Source organism: Pseudomonas sp. LB3P14, assembly GCF_054898045.1.
This window is the reverse complement of the sequence record NZ_CM142714.1, coordinates 1,054,388-1,071,166: the sequence shown is the minus strand read 5'-3', so window position 1 is coordinate 1,071,166 and position 16,779 is coordinate 1,054,388. Positions and strand designations below refer to the sequence as shown.

Genomic DNA, 16,779 nt, shown 5'->3' with positions numbered 1-16,779 from the left:
GTCATCCAGAGGAGCCTTGAAATGGCGCAAATGGGCCGCCCCCGAACCTTCGACCGCGACCGCGCCGTGGAACAGGCCTTGCACCTGTTCTGGCAACACGGCTACGACGCGACCTCCCTCGCTCAGTTGAAAGCCGGACTGGGTGGCGGAATTTCCGCGCCGAGTTTTTACGCGGCGTTCGGTTCCAAGGAAGCGTTGTTTGATGAGTGTGTGCAGCGTTACCTGGCGACCTTCGCCCAGGTCACCGAATGCCTGTGGGACGAGAGCGTGCCGCCACGCCAGGCTATCGAGACCGCGCTGCGCCAGTCGGCGCGCATGCAGTGTGAAGACGGGCATCCCAAGGGCTGCATGGTAGCCCTCGGCGTGATGAGCGCGTCCAGCCCGGAGAATGCGCGGGTGGTCGATGCCCTGACCCAATCTCGCGCCCGCACTCGCGCGGGGATTTTTGCGTGTGTTGAGCGGGGTGTCAGCGCCGGTCAGTTGCCGGGCAATATTCACGCGCCCGCGATGGCTACGGTGTTCGACAGTTTCCTGCAGGGTATTTCCATCCTCGCTCGGGATAACACGCAGCATGGGGTCATTGATGCGGCCATCACCCAGATACTGCTGACGTGGGACATTGCGGCCACTACCGTGCCGCCCACGTATCGCAATGGCTAAAAGGGACTGATTGATTTAACCGGTGAGTGATGTGTGGGAAGCCAAGGCTTGTGCCGCGAGGCTATTGCGAAACCTTCTTTCCAACCGCTTCGCTCAATAGAACTGGGTGGCCTGCTTGGCACCATTCAGAAGACCATTGAGTCGCAGTTAAAGAACGCGCAGTCGCTGACTGATGGAGCGGAACTGACGCTGTTCATCTGGCGTGAATTTGGCGAGGACCCGGAGCCACCGGCAACCCAAGAACCAATATCAATCAGGTCATTGAGGGGTTACGCAGGTCATTCAGATAGGACGGCAAGTCGGTCCGACTGCGTAGAGGTGTCAAGGAAACCTGAGAACTCAGACCGCACGGGTTTCAGTCAATGCAACTCCTTTTCGCCCCAGTTGCTTGACGCCATACATGGCCTGATCCGCCGCCTTCAGCAATGTATCGAGGCTCTGGCCATGGATAGGACACAGAGAGACTCCAATACTGCACGATATTGATAGCTCTCCTGCGCTGGTCACGACTGTCTGCGCGATGGTTTCAAATACCCTCGCAGCCTTCAGTTCAGCACTCTCTGGGTTGGTAAGATCGGTAATCAGGATCACGAATTCATCCCCGCCGTAGCGTGCGACGGTGTCACGCGAGCGAGTGGCTTGTAGCATGCGATTTGCGACCGCTCGCAGAACTTGGTCGCCCACCTCGTGCCCGTACTTGTCGTTAATTTCCTTAAAGTGATCCAAGTCGATCAACAGCACGGCAAACGGAACCCCGTTCACTTTCCAATCGGAGAAGGCCTGATCAAATCGATCGGCGAAAAGGTAGCGATTTGGCAATTGGGTGAGCACGTCATGGGTTGCCAGTTAAGCCGAGCGTTCGTGTTCGACCTCTGCCCTTTCTATAGCCTTGAAATGCCGAATCAATACCACTGGCATTAGCACGAGTGCCCCTGCCAGAACTGCAAGGATTATCAAAGTTTCCGCCGTTAGAACATCCCCTAAACGCAACTGACGCTCAAACAACAACGTCATTGGTTGTGAAGCATTTCTGATTTCGACACGATCAGTCAGACGCGGCAAGAATAGGTGATCCAGGAATCCCGCTTGCTCGGTTTCTGTAGAAAACACGTTGCTTTCAGACCCTGCAACCGTTTTCAGGACAGCACTGATATGAACCAGAGGATCTACGTTCGCATAATTTACAGCGTCCAGTAGCGATCCCGTTTTGATCAAAAGCAAAGACACCATCGTGCTACCGAAAAAATTCGGCCGGGTGTTTTCTCGCACTTGTTCAGGGCGGCTGACTGACTGCATCAGAATGTAAGCGTTGCCACCCTCATACATTGTGAAAACAGGTGATACGACGGGCTTTTGATTATTGTGGGTTCGAGCCAGCGCATAGGAGAGATAGGCGACGGTTTCCAGCCTGACGCCATAGATTGAACTGGATTCTGGGAGTAACGGGTACATGAACAACACAGGCCAAGTCTCGCTGAGAAAGACCTGATGTTGGGCAGGTTGTTGAGTGAGGCTCGGGAAATCCTTGAATTCAAAGTCTGGCCGCCAAGTACGGCGCAAAAGATCTTCAAAGGCAGCTTGCTCAGCGATGGGTACAGCCCTCGCCGCCTCGAGCATATAAATATGAGGGTAAGCTGATAAAACGGCTGCCGCATAACGGGCCGCCGCTTGCGTATCGCTCTGATCGACGGCCTGTAGAAATGCTGAAAAACCCGCCAACACAGCTTCATTGGTATCTAGCTGATTGCGCACGATGCCGGAAATATTCTGTACGTATTCCGAGAAACGCGTTTCTCGGCGTTGAGTCTCGGACTTCAGCAGCAACAAGGCCGAAAAGCCAACCAGGCCGACAGCCAAAATAATGAACCCCACCAAGGAGCCGCTCCGTTTAGTAAACATCATCCTGATTTTCCATTGCGTAAAGCGTGTATAGAGCCTTGGCCAGCCTCTTTGACGTCAGCAGGTGTTGAGTTCTGTAAGACCAGTTTTGAGAGGGTTGATGACGCTAGCCATAGCCTCACACCAATATTTCGGAATCAGAGTGGGGTCGGACACCCGATAATCAGAATTCATCTTCGGCAAGATTATAGGTGGTCATATTGCCGTTTTGGACTTTATACAGCGTCAGCGTGAGGTCACTGTGTTTCGTACCTCGAGAAGTCTTTTTTTCTTCAAGCGTGAACTGTTTAGACCGCGACAGATAGCCGGAAACCAGATCTCTATAACGCAGATCATAACTACCAGGTGTGACTGCTTTGACCGTAAATCGTCCGTGTGCAGGAATGAACACGAAGCGGGCCGGCTTGGCGTGATTTCCGTTTAGGGATACCAGCTTTACAAAGACGTCCGAATTGTTCTGTCCGTTGTCGATGGTGACGGTCGAAAGCCCCTTGGAGTTGGTTTGAGGGAACCCCTTCAAATAAGAGGCCTGCTTCGGCCAAGGTTGCCCGCTTGGTGCTTTCGGTGGCCTGATCCAGGCTTGTTTGACGACCGGAGTGCCAGCGTTCGTCGAGTACCCCTCAGCCACAGGCTGGCGCGTTGAGCTTGTCCCAGCCGCATTCGGAGAAGGTATCCCGGCAGTTGAAGTCTGCTTGCCGTGGTCGACATTCGCCGTAGCTTCAGCTACGTACGGCTTAGGGTCTCGCGGCGGAGCATAAGTGTTCGTCTGCGCATTCAGTACCACTGAGGAGATGCCAGCGGCAATTACAGCGACTACCCCTAATTGCACAAAAAACCGACGCTGTGTGAGTTTCCACGCGTTCCTAAGGCGGACACTACTGCCGCCAAGCGCGGCTAGAAACGTTTCAATGTGTACGCGTAACTTAGCCCCTTCGTCATCGACGTAACTACCGTCGGACTTTTTCTTGCGAGGGATTTTTTGCGCCAAGCTAAGCGCGTCCAAGGCAACTGCGCGCGCCATGTCGGGGCGGCCTGTGGCGGCGAAAAACCCGGCCTGATGGGCAGCCAATCGCGCGTTAGGCAACACCGGTCGCTTGCCTCCGAGCATATTGACCCATAGGGCCTGGACGGAATAGATAGGGCCCCACGGAAAACCCCACCACCCCAAGGCCCAGGTAATCGCGGTGGCCTGAAGTGCCTTTTTTTCGGCGCAAGGGCTACAAAAAACCCCTTGGGTCATTGAGCGTACCGTGAAAAGCAGGAAGCTCCTGGCTTTTAAGAAAATCACGTAACGAGGCTGGGCAGAGACTTTGCCGCAACATGAGCAGACGATTGGCTCGGGCGCCTTGAAAGCTTCGGCGCAGACCTCCTCGGCTGCCTCGACCGACATCGTGTCATATTCGGCTCGAGACTCTGGTTCGGAGAGTACGGCGTAGGCTTCATTGAGGTGCTGAAATTGGTTGGTCGCGCCTGCTGACGCGTTCCGATCAGGATGTAGTTCCATTGCCCGCCGACGATAGGCGGCTTTGATCAACGCGCCATCAGCGTCGTTCTCTACCCTGAGAATGGCATAGTAGCCTTTCGGATCCCTACTCCCCATAGCGTCTTGTCCCTGTCTTATTCTCATGCTGCTTGCGGGTCTGATCTGACCATCTATTGCGCTCGGGCTAAATTCTCGGCCTTTCGAGTGGTAACGTTTTTCAACGTTTGCAAGGTTTCGGACTTCGCTTGAAACAACAGGACAAGTTAATTCTAGGGCAATTCGCCACCATTCAGAAGAGCAAACTCTACTCCCATGCCATAAGCCACTTCTGCCTGCCAATGAGGAGTGGCACACAGGCTTAGCGGTGGACATGAATCGTTTTCGCATTGCAGAAGACATATCCCGGCTTGATTTTCCTCATGGAGGCCATTGGCCTCTAAGGATGAGCTACCCTATCTTGACCGTGTTTTTTTCAGGAGAAGATTATGCATCGATTGGTGAAGCCGTCGGATTATGTTCTTCAGACTGTGATGGACAAAATGGTTTACATCCTTCCTTGGGAGCGACGACATTGTCCGGGAAATCCTACGGATGAACCCGAGCAAGGTGCTCTGCTCTATAACAAATACATCCTGAATTTCATACATGGTGTAACACCGCGAGCACCAAATGAACGAATAATTGAAATTGCGCAATGGTGTCTGGCATTAGCCGGAGAGCCTGCCAGGGCGTTGGCAGATGATTTGTCTGCGGCCTACCTCAGTCGATACAGCTTTGTGCTCGCTGACATTTCAAAATACGATGATGAATCGAAAGAATTTCGGGGGCACTTGTCGCTCTGGCCTGACGAAATTAAAAAAATGCCAGCGAATCTTGTGATGGCTTTGCGAGCCCGAGCTGCAGGCCTTTTGTTGCGCTGACGCATGGGATAGGTCGGCGCAGTATGGGATGGGCTCTACGCAACCAGCAACAGCATCTATTTCATATTTCGCTGACTAAATAGCAACACAGGACTGAAAAATAAAAATCATAACTAATTGATTAATAAAAACAAATAACAAGGTGTCGGAAACTACCCCGATGCAATCCGAACGAGCGTACCGTGTGTCAACGGGGTTTGAACGCAGACATTTCCTGTAGCAGCATCGTCAGCAAGCGACTCGAACCGACACTCAGTTGCCTTCCTAAACGACTGATCAGGTGAACGCGCGGGCTGGCAAAAATTTCGTTGTGCAGAGGGAGGGTGCAAAGGCGTCCGGCCTCCACCTCTTCATCCACCACGAAGGTTGGAAGAAGCGTCACCCCTCCTTGCATGGAATATCGCTTGAGCATGGCAATGGTATTGCAGGTCAAGGTCGGACTCAGCATCACACCCAACTGATGCTCAGCGAGTGTCAATATCTGTCGAATACCGAATGAAACACCCGGCAAAGCCAATCGATACGAATCCAGGCCAACCAGTGGGATCGGGCTATTGGATTGTGCTAGAGGGTGCTGGGGATTAACAATTACGCAGACCGGTTGAGGTTGCGAGGCGTGAGAACGGATCTTCGGATCAGCAGCAGGATTAAACACCAAGCCTAAATGCGCCTCGTCTTCTACAACCTGCCGTATCACCTCGTTGCTTCCGCACACATTCACCTGAATCTCGACCTTGGGGTACAGCGTGGAAAAGTTACTAAGTGGGCCTGCTAGCCCATCGATGAACCCCTCCCCCACCGCCAGCACGACAGACCCGCTCTGAAGCCCTCTCAACGCCTGAAGCGAATCCAGCAGAAGTTCCTGGTGAGTCAGACGCTGACGGTAATACCCGAGCACTCGGTCACCGGCCTCGGTAGGTTTCACACCTCGCCGATGCCGCTCCAGCAGTGGAGCACCCAGTTCTTGTTCAAGCTGGCCTATCTGCCGGCTGACAGCAGAGGGCGCGACGTTGAGGTAATCAGCCGCAGCTCGCACGCTGCCGAGCCTTACCGCCTCAAAGAAATAAAGAATCCGACGATCTTGTACCAGGCTCATACGCTTCCTGTGTTGCGATAAAGGCAACAAAGTTTTGAATTTGTGATTATTGCTGGAGCGCCTGCCGCATGTCCATACTCGACTCATCAGCAACAGGAGATGGATATGAGCTCTCTTTGGCAGCGCCTTCGCGATCAAGCCCACCAGTTGACCGAACGCAATCCGGTACTACGCGACTATGCAACAAGCCACCTGCTGGCCTATTCATCCTTTGAGGATGCGCTTGCGGCGAACCTTGCCCGCCAGATGCAAACTCAGGCGAGCAATGTCGCATTGGAAAGCTGGTTCAAGTCCATTATCGACGCCACCCCCTCCATCGCCGAGGCTGCCGCCGCGGATATCAATCACCTGGAAATCGTCAATCCAGCCTGTCCTGACCACCTCACGGCTTTTCTGACTTTCCGTGGCATTCAGGCCGTTCAGGCGTACCGCATTGCCCATGCGCTGTGGACTGAGGGTGACGTGCAAAGCGCGGTGCTTGTGCAGAACTGGGCGGCCAATACCTGGAGCATCGACATTCATCCGGCGGCCCGCCTGGGCAAAGCCCTGTTCGTCGATCACGGCATTGGCCTCGTCATTGGTGAAACCGCCGTGGTCGAGGATGAGGTGAGCCTTTGGCACGGCGTCACGCTGGGCAGCACGCTCAGCGAAGCAGGCGACCGACACCCTAAAATCCGCCGAGGTGCACTGATTTGCGCTGGAGCGACCGTTCTCGGAAACATCGAAGTGGGCGCTAACGCCATCGTGGCAGCCAACTCTGTAGTGCTCAAACCCGTGGCCGCTGGAACCGTTGTAGCCGGAACACCAGCCAAGGTTGTCGGTAACGCTCCTACTTCTCTTGCCACCCTCACAACAAAATCCAAAGGCTAACCAGGAGCTACCACCATGACAGCCGCTGCTCAATTCCCGCAGGGTATCGATCACCCCCTGGTCACCGTGCGTCATCACGCCGAGGCTTTGGAGCTTTACCGCAAGATGGGGTTCGCGCCTTCTCCGGTCAGCTATCACCCATGGGGAAGCGTTACTTCCTTGATGATGTTCCCCAGTAACTTCATCGAATTGATCGGTGTCGATGACCCTTCCAAGTTCGGCACCAACTCGGTGAACGGCTTCTGTTTCGGGCGTCAGCTGGGTCAATTCCTTGACCGAGGCGAGGAAGGCGTTTCGTTGGTGGCGCTGCACAGTAAGGATGCCGACGCCGATCATGCTCGTATGGTGGAGGCTGGACTCGAAAGCCAGGGGCGCATTGATTTTCGCCGCAGGATGACGCTTCCTGATGGCCGCCATGATGAAGCCGTGGTTTCCCTGGCCCTCTTCATCGATCCGGAATTACCGGACGCCTCCAACTTTATCTGCCACCAACATCGACCCGAACTGATCTGGGTTCGAGGCTGGCAGAACCATCCAAATGGTGCAGATGGGATTCTCGCAATCACTTATCTGGCAGACCCCAAGCTCCTTGAACCTCGCTGGCGAGCCATCTACGGCGATGCCGTGAAATACAACGGTGCTGCCTTGGAAGCCGATACCCAATGCGGCGTATTCCGAGCCATCGATGCAGCAACAGCAGCCCTGGAGTTTCCAGGTGTTGAGCTGCCCAAAAGTGCTCAGGAACGCCCCCATGCAATCTCCATTCGGTTGCACACCACAAGCCTGAACGTATTGCGCTCGATCCTCGAACACAACGAGATCCCTCATCGTGAAGTCCCGGGTCGCGTCTTCGTAGAGCCACAAGCGGCAGGCAACGTCATCCTCGAATTCGTACAGAACATTTAACTGAGACTTTTGAAATGACTATGAAAGTAGGCGTCATTGGCTTGGGCAATATGGGAGGCGGCATGGCCGCTACCCTCGCCAGCAAAGGCTTCGATGTGAGCGGATTTGACCTGTCCGAGGCAGCACTCGCCCAAGCTAAAGAGAAAGGTGTCAAACCCATTAGCGACCGCAATCAGCTGATCAAAGAGTCGGATATTTTGATCCTGTCTCTGCCTAAAGCTGAACATGTGGAAGCGGTCTGCCTTGGCAGCGGCGGGATCATCGAGTCAGGTCGTGAAGGCTTGATCGTTGTGGACACCACCACCTCTACGCCTGAAGCCAGCCGCAAGGTCGCTACTGCACTGGCCAGGATCGGTATCGCCTTCATCGATGCACCGGTCTCTGGCGGGCCTAAAGGTGCCGCTACCGGAACCATGTCGATGGTCATCGGAGCAGAGGATGCGGATCTGGCCCGTGCCATGCCAGTGCTGGAAGGCATGAGCGGTACTCGCGTCCATGTCGGTCAATGTGGCGCCGGCAACGTGGCCAAGATCGCCAACAACATGCTGGCCGCCTGTCACTTGATCAGCACCGCAGAAGCCGTCTCGATGGCCGCGAAAGCGGGTGTGGAACCTGAAAAGCTTTTGCAAGGGTTGAACGCAGGTTCAGGCCGCAGCGGTGCTACCCAAATCATGTTCCCAACTTGGGTACTGAACAAAGCCTATGACTCTGGCTTCACCATGGGATTGATGCGCAAAGACGTGGGCCTCGCCAGCGATCTGGCCGACAGCCTGGATCTCGACCTGCCCCTGTCCCGGATCGTCGCCCTGCTTTGGAAAGCCAGCAGCGAATCGCTGCCGGATAACGAAGACTTCTGCGCGATTGTCCAGCGAACCGATGCCAAGCTTTATGGCCGTGGAGAATAATTGATGAGCACTCAAAAAATCCTCGAACTGATGCGCCCATTCTGGGGTGATCGCAGCGTAATCGGTAGCTTCGTCGGTGGCGAGTTCATCGATGGTCACGGTTCACCGGTGGAAGTTCGAAACGCTCATGACGACAGTGTGTTGCTTACCTTTCCCGACGCTGACGACTCGCTGATTGCACACACGGACAGAGTTGCCAAGGCAGCACAAGCTGAATGGTGGGCGCTCACGGCACAAGCGCGCGGTCGCGCGATGTATCAGATCGGCGCGCTTATTCGCGAAAACACCGACAGCCTCGCACAGATCGAATCGCTGACGGGCAACAAACCAATCCGTGATGCCAAGGTTGAGGTGGCCAAGGTCGCTGAAATGTTCGAATACTACGCGGGTTGGGCAGACAAACTGCACGGCGAAGTCATCCCTGTTCCGACCTCGCATTTGAATTATGTAACCTACGAACCACTGGGCACCGTTCTGCAAATCACGCCCTGGAACGCCCCCATTTTCACCTGCGGCTGGCAGATTGCACCGGCTATCGCTGCTGGCAACGCGGTCATCCTCAAGCCATCCGAGCTGACTGCTTTGTCTTCGCTCATGGTCGGCGTATTGATCGAGCGCGCCGGCGTACCTAAAGGACTGGTCAATATCATCGCAGGCTTCGGTCACACCATCGGCCAAGGCTTCATCGCCGAGGCTGACATCCGCAAAGTTGTATTTGTTGGCTCGCCAGCGACGGGTCGACACATCGCCGTCGCAGCCGCGCAACGTTGCATCCCGGCAGTGTTGGAGTTGGGAGGCAAATCGGCAAACATCGTATTCGAGGACGCTGATCTGGAAGTCGCATTGCGCGGCGCTCAGGCAGCGATCTTCTCCGGTGCGGGTCAGAGTTGTGTATCGGGATCGCGATTGCTGGTTCAGGAATCGATCTTTGAAAAATTCACCCATGCTCTGGCGCAAGCGGCCAAGAACTTCAAGGTAGGCGATCCGAGCGATCCTGAAACTCAGATCGGCCCGATCAACAACGCCAAACAGTACACCCATGTAAAAACCATGGTCGAAGGCGCGCTGAAAGAGGGTGCGAAACTGGTCGGCCAAGATGCAGATCCCATTCCGAATAAACCTGGGTACTACATCAACCCAACGGTGTTGGCAGGTACCAACGACCTTTACTGCGCGCAGGAGGAAATCTTCGGGCCGGTGGTGGTGGCAATTCCGTTCAAAGACGAAGCCGATGCGATCCGCATTGCCAACGACAGCCGCTTCGGGTTGGCCGGGGGTGTATGGACTCGCGACGTCGGTCGTGCACACCGAGTGGCCAGGCAAATTCGCGCAGGTACCTTCTGGATCAACGGCTACAAGACTATTCACGTCAGCTCGCCATTCGGTGGCTACGGCGAGAGTGGTTACGGTCGCTCCTCCGGGCTGGATGCGTTGCGCGAATACAGCGAAGTGAAAAGCGTCTGGGTCGAAACCGCAGCCAAACCCGCCGTCAACTTCGGCTACGGCGCGAGCCTGGAGTAAACAACATGTCGATTTCCAAAGCCTTGATCGAAGATGCCATCGGCTGGCGTCGTGATTTTCACGCATCACCCGAACTCGGCTACCACGAGTTGCAGACATCCGACCGGGTTGCGCAGCTCCTGGAAAGCTTTGGGATCGATGTGAGTCGCGGGCTGGGCGGTACAGGAGTGGTTGGCACGCTGAGCAATGGACAGGGCCCTGCTATCGGCATTCGAGCCGATATGGACGCCCTGCCCATTCAAGAGTTGGGACAATGCACGCACAAGTCTACTCATCAAGGCTGCATGCACGCCTGTGGTCATGATGGGCACACGTCGATACTGCTCGCTACCGCTCGCCATTTAAGTGAAACCCGAAATTTTAGCGGGACTGTTCACTTTGTTTTTCAACCCGCAGAGGAAGGTCTCGCGGGTGCAAAGAAGATGATTGACGATGGACTGTTCGAGCAATTTCCCATGGATGCAATCTATGGGTTGCATAACTGGCCAGGTGTCCCGGCCGGGCATGTAGTGATCAACCCTGGCCCCATGATGGCATCTCTCGACACCTTCGAAATTACCCTTACGGGCAAAGGCTGTCACGCCGCCATGCCGGACAAAGGGGCCGATCCAATCATTGCAGCGGCAGAATTGATCCTTGCCCTACAGACCATCCCGTCTCGGCGACTTTCACCGCTCGACAGTGCGGTGATCAGTGTCACTCAAATCAACGCAGGCGAAGCCATCAATGTGATTCCTGAAACTGCAGTTCTCAAGGGAACCGTACGCTGCTTGCAGTCGCCGGTTCGCGACAAGGTTCAACTACTGATCGGTCAGTTCGTGGAACAGTTGCCTGGTGCTTTCGGCATCAAAGGTGAACTGGTCTATCACGTCGGATACCCGGTGACGGAAAACCATATAGAAGCTGCTTCAAAGGTTCGAAGGGCTGCCGTAACAGCAGTAGGAGAGTCAAGCGTTCAGTGGGGTTGTAACCCCTCAATGGCCTCAGAAGATTTCTCGTTCATGCTCAAAGCCTGCCCTGGAGCCTACCTATGGATGGGGGTGGATGGAGAAAAACCCTCTGCTGCTTTGCACAATCCCTATTACGACTTCAATGATCAGGTCATTGAGCCTGGAATAGCAGTTTGGACTCAGTTGGTCGAGCAATCACTACCGGTTGTTTAAGCCGAAGCGAACATCACACTCATCGTAAATCCGGCCTTCAGGGGCCGACATAAAAATAAGAAGACGACCTATGCCAAATAATAAAAAGAAATACAGTCCTTGCTGGGTCACCTGACGACGACCCGCTCTTGTTTCTGCCCTCCAGATTTGATGTTGAACACAGCGCCGAAAAGTGGGGCTCAGGCCTTGCTGCGCGCGGATTTAGCACTTACCCGCCACACACACGGGAGCACCGCAATGAAACGAGAAAGAACGCTGTTGAAATTAGCTTCAACCGTAGCGTGCCTGACCCTCAGCACTCTGTTTGCAATCAATGCCAACGCGGGCGCTACGCTTGAGAACGTCAAAAAGAAAGGCTTCGTACAATGCGGCATCAGCGATGGCCTTCCGGGGTTTTCGTACGCGGATGCCAAAGGTGACTTTCATGGATTCGACGTCGATGTCTGTCGTGCCGTGGCAGCAGCCGTTTTCGGTGACGCGAAGAAGGTCAAGTACACCCAGTTGACCGCCAAGGAACGTTTTACCGCGCTGCAATCGGGTGAAGTCGACATGCTGTCCCGAAGCACGACATGGACTTCGTCCCGAGACGGAGCCATGGGCATCCAGTTTACGAGTGTCGCTTACTACGATGGCCAGGGATTCCTGGTAAACAAAAAGCTTGGCGTGAACAGCGCGAAGGAGCTCGATGGCGCCACCTTCTGCATCCAAGCGGGTACAGTCACCGAGCTGAATCTGTCGGACTACTTCCGTAGCAACGGCATGAAGTACACCCCCATCACATTTGATACGTCCGATGAGAGTTTCAAGGCTCTGGAGTCAGGACGTTGTGATGTTCTGACCACGGATCAATCGCAGCTTTACGGCCAGCGCCTGAAACTGGCAACGCCTGATGACTTCGTTGTTCTTCCCGACGTGATTTCCAAGGAGCCATTGACCCCGGCGGTACGTAGAGGTGATGAAGATTGGTTCACCGTTGTGCGCTGGTCACTCGCCGCGATGCTCAATGCCGAGGAGCTGGGCGTGACGTCGAAAAACGTCACCGACATGATCAAGTCTTCCAAGAATCCCGATATTGCTCGGTTACTCGGAACTGAAGGTGCACTCGGCAAAGATCTGAATCTGCCCAATGACTGGGCTGCGAAGATTATTGCCCAGGTAGGCAACTATGGTGAATCCTTTGACCGGAATCTGGGGAGTGGTAGTGACATGAATATCAAACGCGGCCTGAACGCGTTGTGGAGCCAAGGCGGCCTCCAATACGGCCCGCCCGTACGCTGACATTCACTTGCCCGGCAGCTATCTGCCGGGCACTGTCCCTTCGCCTGTTTTTTCAGGGGCGCCACAAAATTCAGCGACACCTGTGGCCTTTGAACGCAGGTGATTTTTAAAACCAAATAAGTAATTCATATCGGAAGATCAATCACTAGCAGGTTTAACCTTCCCACTGAAGACCCTAAAGCCGTAAGTGTTGTAAATGAGAGTCACCGGTATCAAAACGGCGAAACCCACCAACATGAAAATCTGACTGGTTGAACTGGAGGTAGCAGCTTGCAAGGTCAGTTGTGGCGGGACAATCAGCGGGAACAGCGCTGTGATCATCAATGCAAACGCCAAAACGAAGATTCCCAAGGCAGCGAACAGCGGTAGATATTCCCGGCGGCTTCGAAATCCCAAGATAAAGCCGATCAGCAGCACAATGCACAGCGTTGAGGCCGGCAGCCAGACAAGCGGATCGGAAAGCCGATTCGCATATCGAACGTCCAGTGTCGTTGTCCAGGCAACCAACACAACCAACAGTACAGCAGTGACGAAGCCCAGCAACCTCGCCTGCCGCAGAGATCGCCGATGCAGATCGTCTACCGTGCGCCAATACAACCAGCAGGCGCCCAGCCACGTGTAGCCCACGACGAGCACTGCGCCACAGTACAACGGGAACATCCCCAACCATTCCCAGCCGTCGCCGTTGTATTGCCCGCCATGGTTGGGTACGCCTTGTACCAGCGTCCCCAACACTACCCCCTGACATCCGCCAGCGAAGACTGAGCCGACCAGCAGCAAGCCGTCAACCGCACGCTTGATACCATCGCTGGGAGCGTGGTCACGAAACTCTAGCGCGACCGCACGAAGAATCAACGCCAGAAACATCAGTACAAACGGCAGGTACAGTGCCGGGAGCAGAATGGCGTAGGCCAGTGGAAACAAGGCAAGCAAGCCGCCGCCACCGAGCACGAGCCACGTTTCATTAGCATCCCATATCGGCAAGATGGTCACTGCCATGGCACGACGATGCTGACTAGAACGGGTAAAACCCATCAGTACGCCTACGCCAAGATCCGTGCCGTCCAGTAGCACATAGTTCAACACTGAGAACCCTAAGGCTGCAGCGCAAAGGAGTGTTAGCCAGTCAGTGTCCAACATGGATGTATGCCCTCAGGATTTACCTGTCTCGTCAGCCAAAGTGGGTTGCGGCCCAGGCTCGCCCTCGTGGGGCGGCTCACGCAGCAGCCGCAGCAGAACCCATAGTCCAACGCCGAAAGTCACCAGGTAAAACGACAGGATTGTCCACGTTGCCCCGACCACCTGCTCCCGAGACACCGAAGAAAGACTGTCAGCCGTGCGGAGCAATCCATAGACGGTGTAGGGTTGGCGCCCAACCTCGGTCACCACCCAGCCACTGAGCATCGCAACAAATCCGGTCGGGGCCATCAGCACACACACTCGAAGCATCCAGCGCGCGGCGTATAAACGTCCTCGCCAGCGCAACACCAAACTGGTAACCCCCTGCCCCAGCATTAACAGGCCCAGACCGACCATGACGCGAAATGCAAAGAACACCGCCGGCACCGGCGGTATGTCCTCAGGCGGGAATTCGTCCAGCGCGGCGATTGTGCCACTCAGGTCATGCCGCAAGTACAGCGACGCAATGCGCGGAATAGACACTTCCCAATGGTTGCGCCGCTCGGTCATGTCAGGAATGGCAAACAAGCGTAAAGGTTCGCCCGCACCTTCAGCCGGGCGAGTCCAGGAGCCTTCGATGGCGGCCACCTTCTGCGGCTGAACTTTAAGGCTGTGCTCACCATGAAGATCTCCCACGAGGATTTGTACAGGTGTCAGCACGACAATCGCCCAAAGCGCCATGGAGTAGGCAAGCCGAGCTCGCGGATTCTCAGGTGCACGTAACAGCTGCCAGGCGCTGATACCGGCTACCAGCGTGCCGCTGCCGAGCAGTGCCGCCAACGTCATGTGCACCAGTCGATAAGGGAACGATGGATTGAAGATGATTGCCCACCAGTCGTCGGCCATGAAACGCCCATCAGTGGCAATGGAGTAACCCGCGGGTGTCTGCATCCAGGAGTTGGCTGACAGGATCCAGAACGCACTGATCAGCGATCCGAGCGCCACCGCGCAAGTGGCGAAGAAATGAATCCGGGGGCCGACCTTCTTCAATCCGAAGAGCATGATGCCAAGAAAACCGGCCTCTAGAAAAAAGGCGGCAAGCACTTCGTAGAACATCAAGGGGCCGAGGATGTCTCCCGCCTGAGTCGAAAGCCGCGACCAATTGAGTCCGAACTGATACTCCAGAATCAGTCCCGAGGCAGTGCCCACCGCCACATTGAGGGCAAATACCTTTAACCAGTAACGATAAACGTCCAGGTAGACACTTCGCCCACGCCATAGCCATAGAGCTTCGAGCACCATCAAAAAGTTGGCCAGACCGATGGTGAGTGCTGCCAGCACGATATGAAAGCTGATGGTGATCGCGAACTGGGCACGCGCCGCCATTAGCGCCGAATCAACCGCGTCCATGCCGTCCACTCACCGTTAGCCAACCCATGCTGGAATAAACTGTTGGCGGGAAATGGTAGCTGAAGGTGTTGGCGGGAATAGGCATGGCACCTGTCCGATGCATTGTTGTCGGTTGACACGCGGCAGTGCCAATGATTCCGAAAGTCAAAAGTTCGAACGAAAACTTCTTTTTGTATAGCGGATCTCGAGCTAATAGCTCCGAATAAAAATAGCCCTTGCTGGCGGACAGGCACAACCAAAAGAGGTCATTCGCTTAAGTTTGCGCCTGGCGCTGATGTCCAAAGGACCAACGATGTCGTGTGCTAGCGCGGTGCCAAGGAATCAGCCAACGCATTCCTTGCCAAAGATCGCACGTGCAATGACCAAACGTTGAACTTCATTTGCCCCCTCGTAAATTTCGCCGATCTTGCTGTCCCTATAAATCGCCTCCAGTGGAAATTGCTCGCCAGTAGCGGCCACCTCCTTGACGAATCCATAGCCGCCGCACACTTGAATGGCATCTCGTGCAACATCTCCCGCCAGCGAACTGCCGATCAACTTTGCCATGGCACACATCGACTGGATATTTGGACGTTTTTTATCGACGATCAGAGCGGCCTTGACGTAAAGATTGCGGGCGTTCTCCAATTGCGTCGCGTACTCGGCAAACCTGAATTGCCAATATTGAAACTGCGCAATCGTTTTGCCGAAAATTTCACGCTTCTTCATATAGGCGCTTGCGAAATCAAACGCTGCCTGTGCCATCCCAACACCGCAGGCACCGATGCCCACGCGGCCAAGCGTAAGCGAGGTCAATGCCGCTTTCAGTCCCGCGCCCTTCTCGCCGACCAGATTCTCGTCCGGCACAAATACGTCATCGAAGTAAACATCAGCTGTCAGTTGGCAGTAATTTCCCATTTTCTTGTCGGGCTCACCCACCCGAACGCCATCGCTACTCATGTCCACCAAGAGCATGGTCATGCCATCCTCCATTTTGCATAGCACGAACATGTAGTGTGCAACCGGTGCATTGGTGATCCAGCGCTTGCGTCCGCTGATCCGGTAGCCGCCTTCGACTTTCCTGGCTTCGGTTTTCAACGCCTTGACACTCAAGTCGGTGCTGGCACCAGGCTCGCTCGTGGCGAAGGCACCCACGATTTCGCCCCTGCACAGGGCGGGGAAAAGTTTTTCCTTGGCCGAAGGCTGTGCGTGTTTGAGCGTGTGGCCGAACAGGATCAATTGGACATCAATCAGTGCGGCCGCAACACCGGAGGAAACGTAAGCAATTTCTTCCAACATAACCATGGTTGCAAGTGTCGGATACTCCAGTCCGGCACCCCCATATTGTTTCTCGAAAGGGATTCGCAAAAGACCCGCATCACCCATTTGTTTGAGCAGTTGCCAGGGGAACGCCGCGACACTTTCGGGCGTGTTATTCAGTTCGTGAGCAATGGGTCGAAGTACGGTTTCTGCAAAATCTCGAACCTGCTTGCGTACTGCAAGTGTTTCGTCAGGCAACCAAAGGTCATCGTAGATTTGATCAGAAATGCGAGGCGTGGCGGAACTCATG

General features: G+C 54.9%; 13 protein-coding genes and 2 pseudogenes. 9 read left to right on the top strand and 6 right to left on the bottom strand.

Annotated elements, in window-relative coordinates:
- Positions 1 to 21: 21 nt before the first annotated feature.
- Together ACYZT5_RS05045 and ACYZT5_RS05040 are read left to right on the top strand one after the other, a co-directional pair.
- Entirely contained in the window at positions 22 to 660 is a 639-nt protein-coding gene (locus ACYZT5_RS05045; RefSeq protein ID WP_462050079.1) for a TetR/AcrR family transcriptional regulator, read from the top strand.
- A 153-nt stretch (positions 661 to 813) separates the two neighbouring features.
- Positions 814 to 950 (top strand): annotated as a pseudogene (locus ACYZT5_RS05040) (HIT family protein); the annotation flags it as partial.
- 49 nt (positions 951 to 999) lie between these two features.
- On the opposite strand, the pseudogene ACYZT5_RS05035 reads toward ACYZT5_RS05040, so the two are convergent.
- Positions 1,000 to 2,559: pseudogene (locus tag ACYZT5_RS05035) on the bottom strand (diguanylate cyclase domain-containing protein).
- 163 nt (positions 2,560 to 2,722) lie between these two features.
- A complete protein-coding gene (locus ACYZT5_RS05030) occupies positions 2,723 to 4,093 on the bottom strand; it encodes a J domain-containing protein (RefSeq protein WP_462050078.1) in 1,371 nt (456 codons plus the stop codon).
- A gap of 434 nt (positions 4,094 to 4,527) precedes the next feature.
- On the opposite strand from ACYZT5_RS05030, the gene ACYZT5_RS05025 reads away from it, so the two are divergent.
- Positions 4,528 to 4,962 carry a hypothetical protein gene (locus ACYZT5_RS05025; protein ID WP_462050077.1) on the top strand — a complete coding sequence of 145 codons (435 nt, stop codon included), beginning with the start codon at positions 4,528 to 4,530 and terminating at the stop codon, positions 4,960 to 4,962.
- 187 nt (positions 4,963 to 5,149) lie between these two features.
- Here ACYZT5_RS05025 and ACYZT5_RS05020 read toward each other — a convergent pair whose 3' ends face one another.
- Entirely contained in the window at positions 5,150 to 6,058 is a 909-nt protein-coding gene (locus ACYZT5_RS05020; RefSeq protein ID WP_462050076.1) for a LysR family transcriptional regulator, read from the bottom strand.
- Between the two features lie 105 nt (positions 6,059 to 6,163).
- On the opposite strand from ACYZT5_RS05020, the gene epsC reads away from it, so the two are divergent.
- From epsC to ACYZT5_RS04990, 6 genes are all read left to right on the top strand, one after another.
- Complete coding sequence (gene epsC / locus ACYZT5_RS05015; protein ID WP_462050075.1) at positions 6,164 to 6,928, top strand: serine O-acetyltransferase EpsC; 765 nt, start codon at positions 6,164 to 6,166, stop codon at positions 6,926 to 6,928.
- A gap of 15 nt (positions 6,929 to 6,943) precedes the next feature.
- Complete coding sequence (locus ACYZT5_RS05010; protein ID WP_462050074.1) at positions 6,944 to 7,834, top strand: VOC family protein; 891 nt, start codon at positions 6,944 to 6,946, stop codon at positions 7,832 to 7,834.
- A gap of 14 nt (positions 7,835 to 7,848) precedes the next feature.
- Positions 7,849 to 8,739 (top strand): NAD(P)-dependent oxidoreductase, encoded by an 891-nt coding sequence (locus ACYZT5_RS05005; protein WP_462050073.1) that lies wholly within the window; start codon positions 7,849 to 7,851, stop codon positions 8,737 to 8,739.
- 3 nt (positions 8,740 to 8,742) lie between these two features.
- Positions 8,743 to 10,260 carry an aldehyde dehydrogenase family protein gene (locus ACYZT5_RS05000; protein ID WP_462050072.1) on the top strand — a complete coding sequence of 506 codons (1,518 nt, stop codon included), beginning with the start codon at positions 8,743 to 8,745 and terminating at the stop codon, positions 10,258 to 10,260.
- A gap of 5 nt (positions 10,261 to 10,265) precedes the next feature.
- Complete coding sequence (locus ACYZT5_RS04995; RefSeq protein ID WP_462050071.1) at positions 10,266 to 11,423, top strand: M20 aminoacylase family protein; 1,158 nt, start codon at positions 10,266 to 10,268, stop codon at positions 11,421 to 11,423.
- 237 nt (positions 11,424 to 11,660) lie between these two features.
- A complete protein-coding gene (locus ACYZT5_RS04990) occupies positions 11,661 to 12,701 on the top strand; it encodes an amino acid ABC transporter substrate-binding protein (RefSeq protein ID WP_462050070.1) in 1,041 nt (346 codons plus the stop codon).
- Positions 12,702 to 12,839: 138 nt separating this feature from the next.
- On the opposite strand, the gene cydB is transcribed toward ACYZT5_RS04990, so the two are convergent.
- The 3 genes from cydB to ACYZT5_RS04975 form a co-directional block, all read right to left on the bottom strand.
- Positions 12,840 to 13,841: a cytochrome d ubiquinol oxidase subunit II gene (gene cydB, locus ACYZT5_RS04985; protein ID WP_462050069.1), complete on the bottom strand. Its 1,002-nt coding sequence runs from the start codon at positions 13,839 to 13,841 to the stop codon at positions 12,840 to 12,842.
- A gap of 12 nt (positions 13,842 to 13,853) precedes the next feature.
- On the bottom strand, positions 13,854 to 15,230 hold the full coding sequence (locus tag ACYZT5_RS04980) for a cytochrome ubiquinol oxidase subunit I (protein WP_462050068.1): 1,377 nt from the start codon (positions 15,228 to 15,230) through the stop codon (positions 13,854 to 13,856).
- A 321-nt stretch (positions 15,231 to 15,551) separates the two neighbouring features.
- Positions 15,552 to 16,778 (bottom strand): acyl-CoA dehydrogenase family protein, encoded by a 1,227-nt coding sequence (locus ACYZT5_RS04975; protein WP_462050067.1) that lies wholly within the window; start codon positions 16,776 to 16,778, stop codon positions 15,552 to 15,554.
- Position 16,779 lies beyond the last annotated feature (1 nt).

Bases quoted from the DNA above. Each gene is read 5' to 3' on its own strand.
- ACYZT5_RS05025 (WP_462050077.1), top strand. From the start codon at position 4,528: ATGCATCGATTGGTGAAGCCGTCGGATTATGTTCTTCAGACTGTGATG.
- ACYZT5_RS04995 (WP_462050071.1), top strand. From the start codon at position 10,266: ATGTCGATTTCCAAAGCCTTGATCGAAGATGCCATCGGCTGGCGTCGT.
- ACYZT5_RS05000 (WP_462050072.1), top strand. From the start codon at position 8,743: ATGAGCACTCAAAAAATCCTCGAACTGATGCGCCCATTCTGGGGTGAT.
- ACYZT5_RS05005 (WP_462050073.1), top strand. From the start codon at position 7,849: ATGACTATGAAAGTAGGCGTCATTGGCTTGGGCAATATGGGAGGCGGC.
- epsC (WP_462050075.1), top strand. From the start codon at position 6,164: ATGAGCTCTCTTTGGCAGCGCCTTCGCGATCAAGCCCACCAGTTGACC.
- ACYZT5_RS05045 (WP_462050079.1), top strand. From the start codon at position 22: ATGGCGCAAATGGGCCGCCCCCGAACCTTCGACCGCGACCGCGCCGTG.
- ACYZT5_RS05020 (WP_462050076.1), bottom strand. From the start codon at position 6,058: ATGAGCCTGGTACAAGATCGTCGGATTCTTTATTTCTTTGAGGCGGTA.
- cydB (WP_462050069.1), bottom strand. From the start codon at position 13,841: ATGTTGGACACTGACTGGCTAACACTCCTTTGCGCTGCAGCCTTAGGG.
- ACYZT5_RS04980 (WP_462050068.1), bottom strand. From the start codon at position 15,230: ATGGACGCGGTTGATTCGGCGCTAATGGCGGCGCGTGCCCAGTTCGCG.
- ACYZT5_RS04975 (WP_462050067.1), bottom strand. From the start codon at position 16,778: ATGAGTTCCGCCACGCCTCGCATTTCTGATCAAATCTACGATGACCTT.
- ACYZT5_RS04990 (WP_462050070.1), top strand. From the start codon at position 11,661: ATGAAACGAGAAAGAACGCTGTTGAAATTAGCTTCAACCGTAGCGTGC.
- ACYZT5_RS05010 (WP_462050074.1), top strand. From the start codon at position 6,944: ATGACAGCCGCTGCTCAATTCCCGCAGGGTATCGATCACCCCCTGGTC.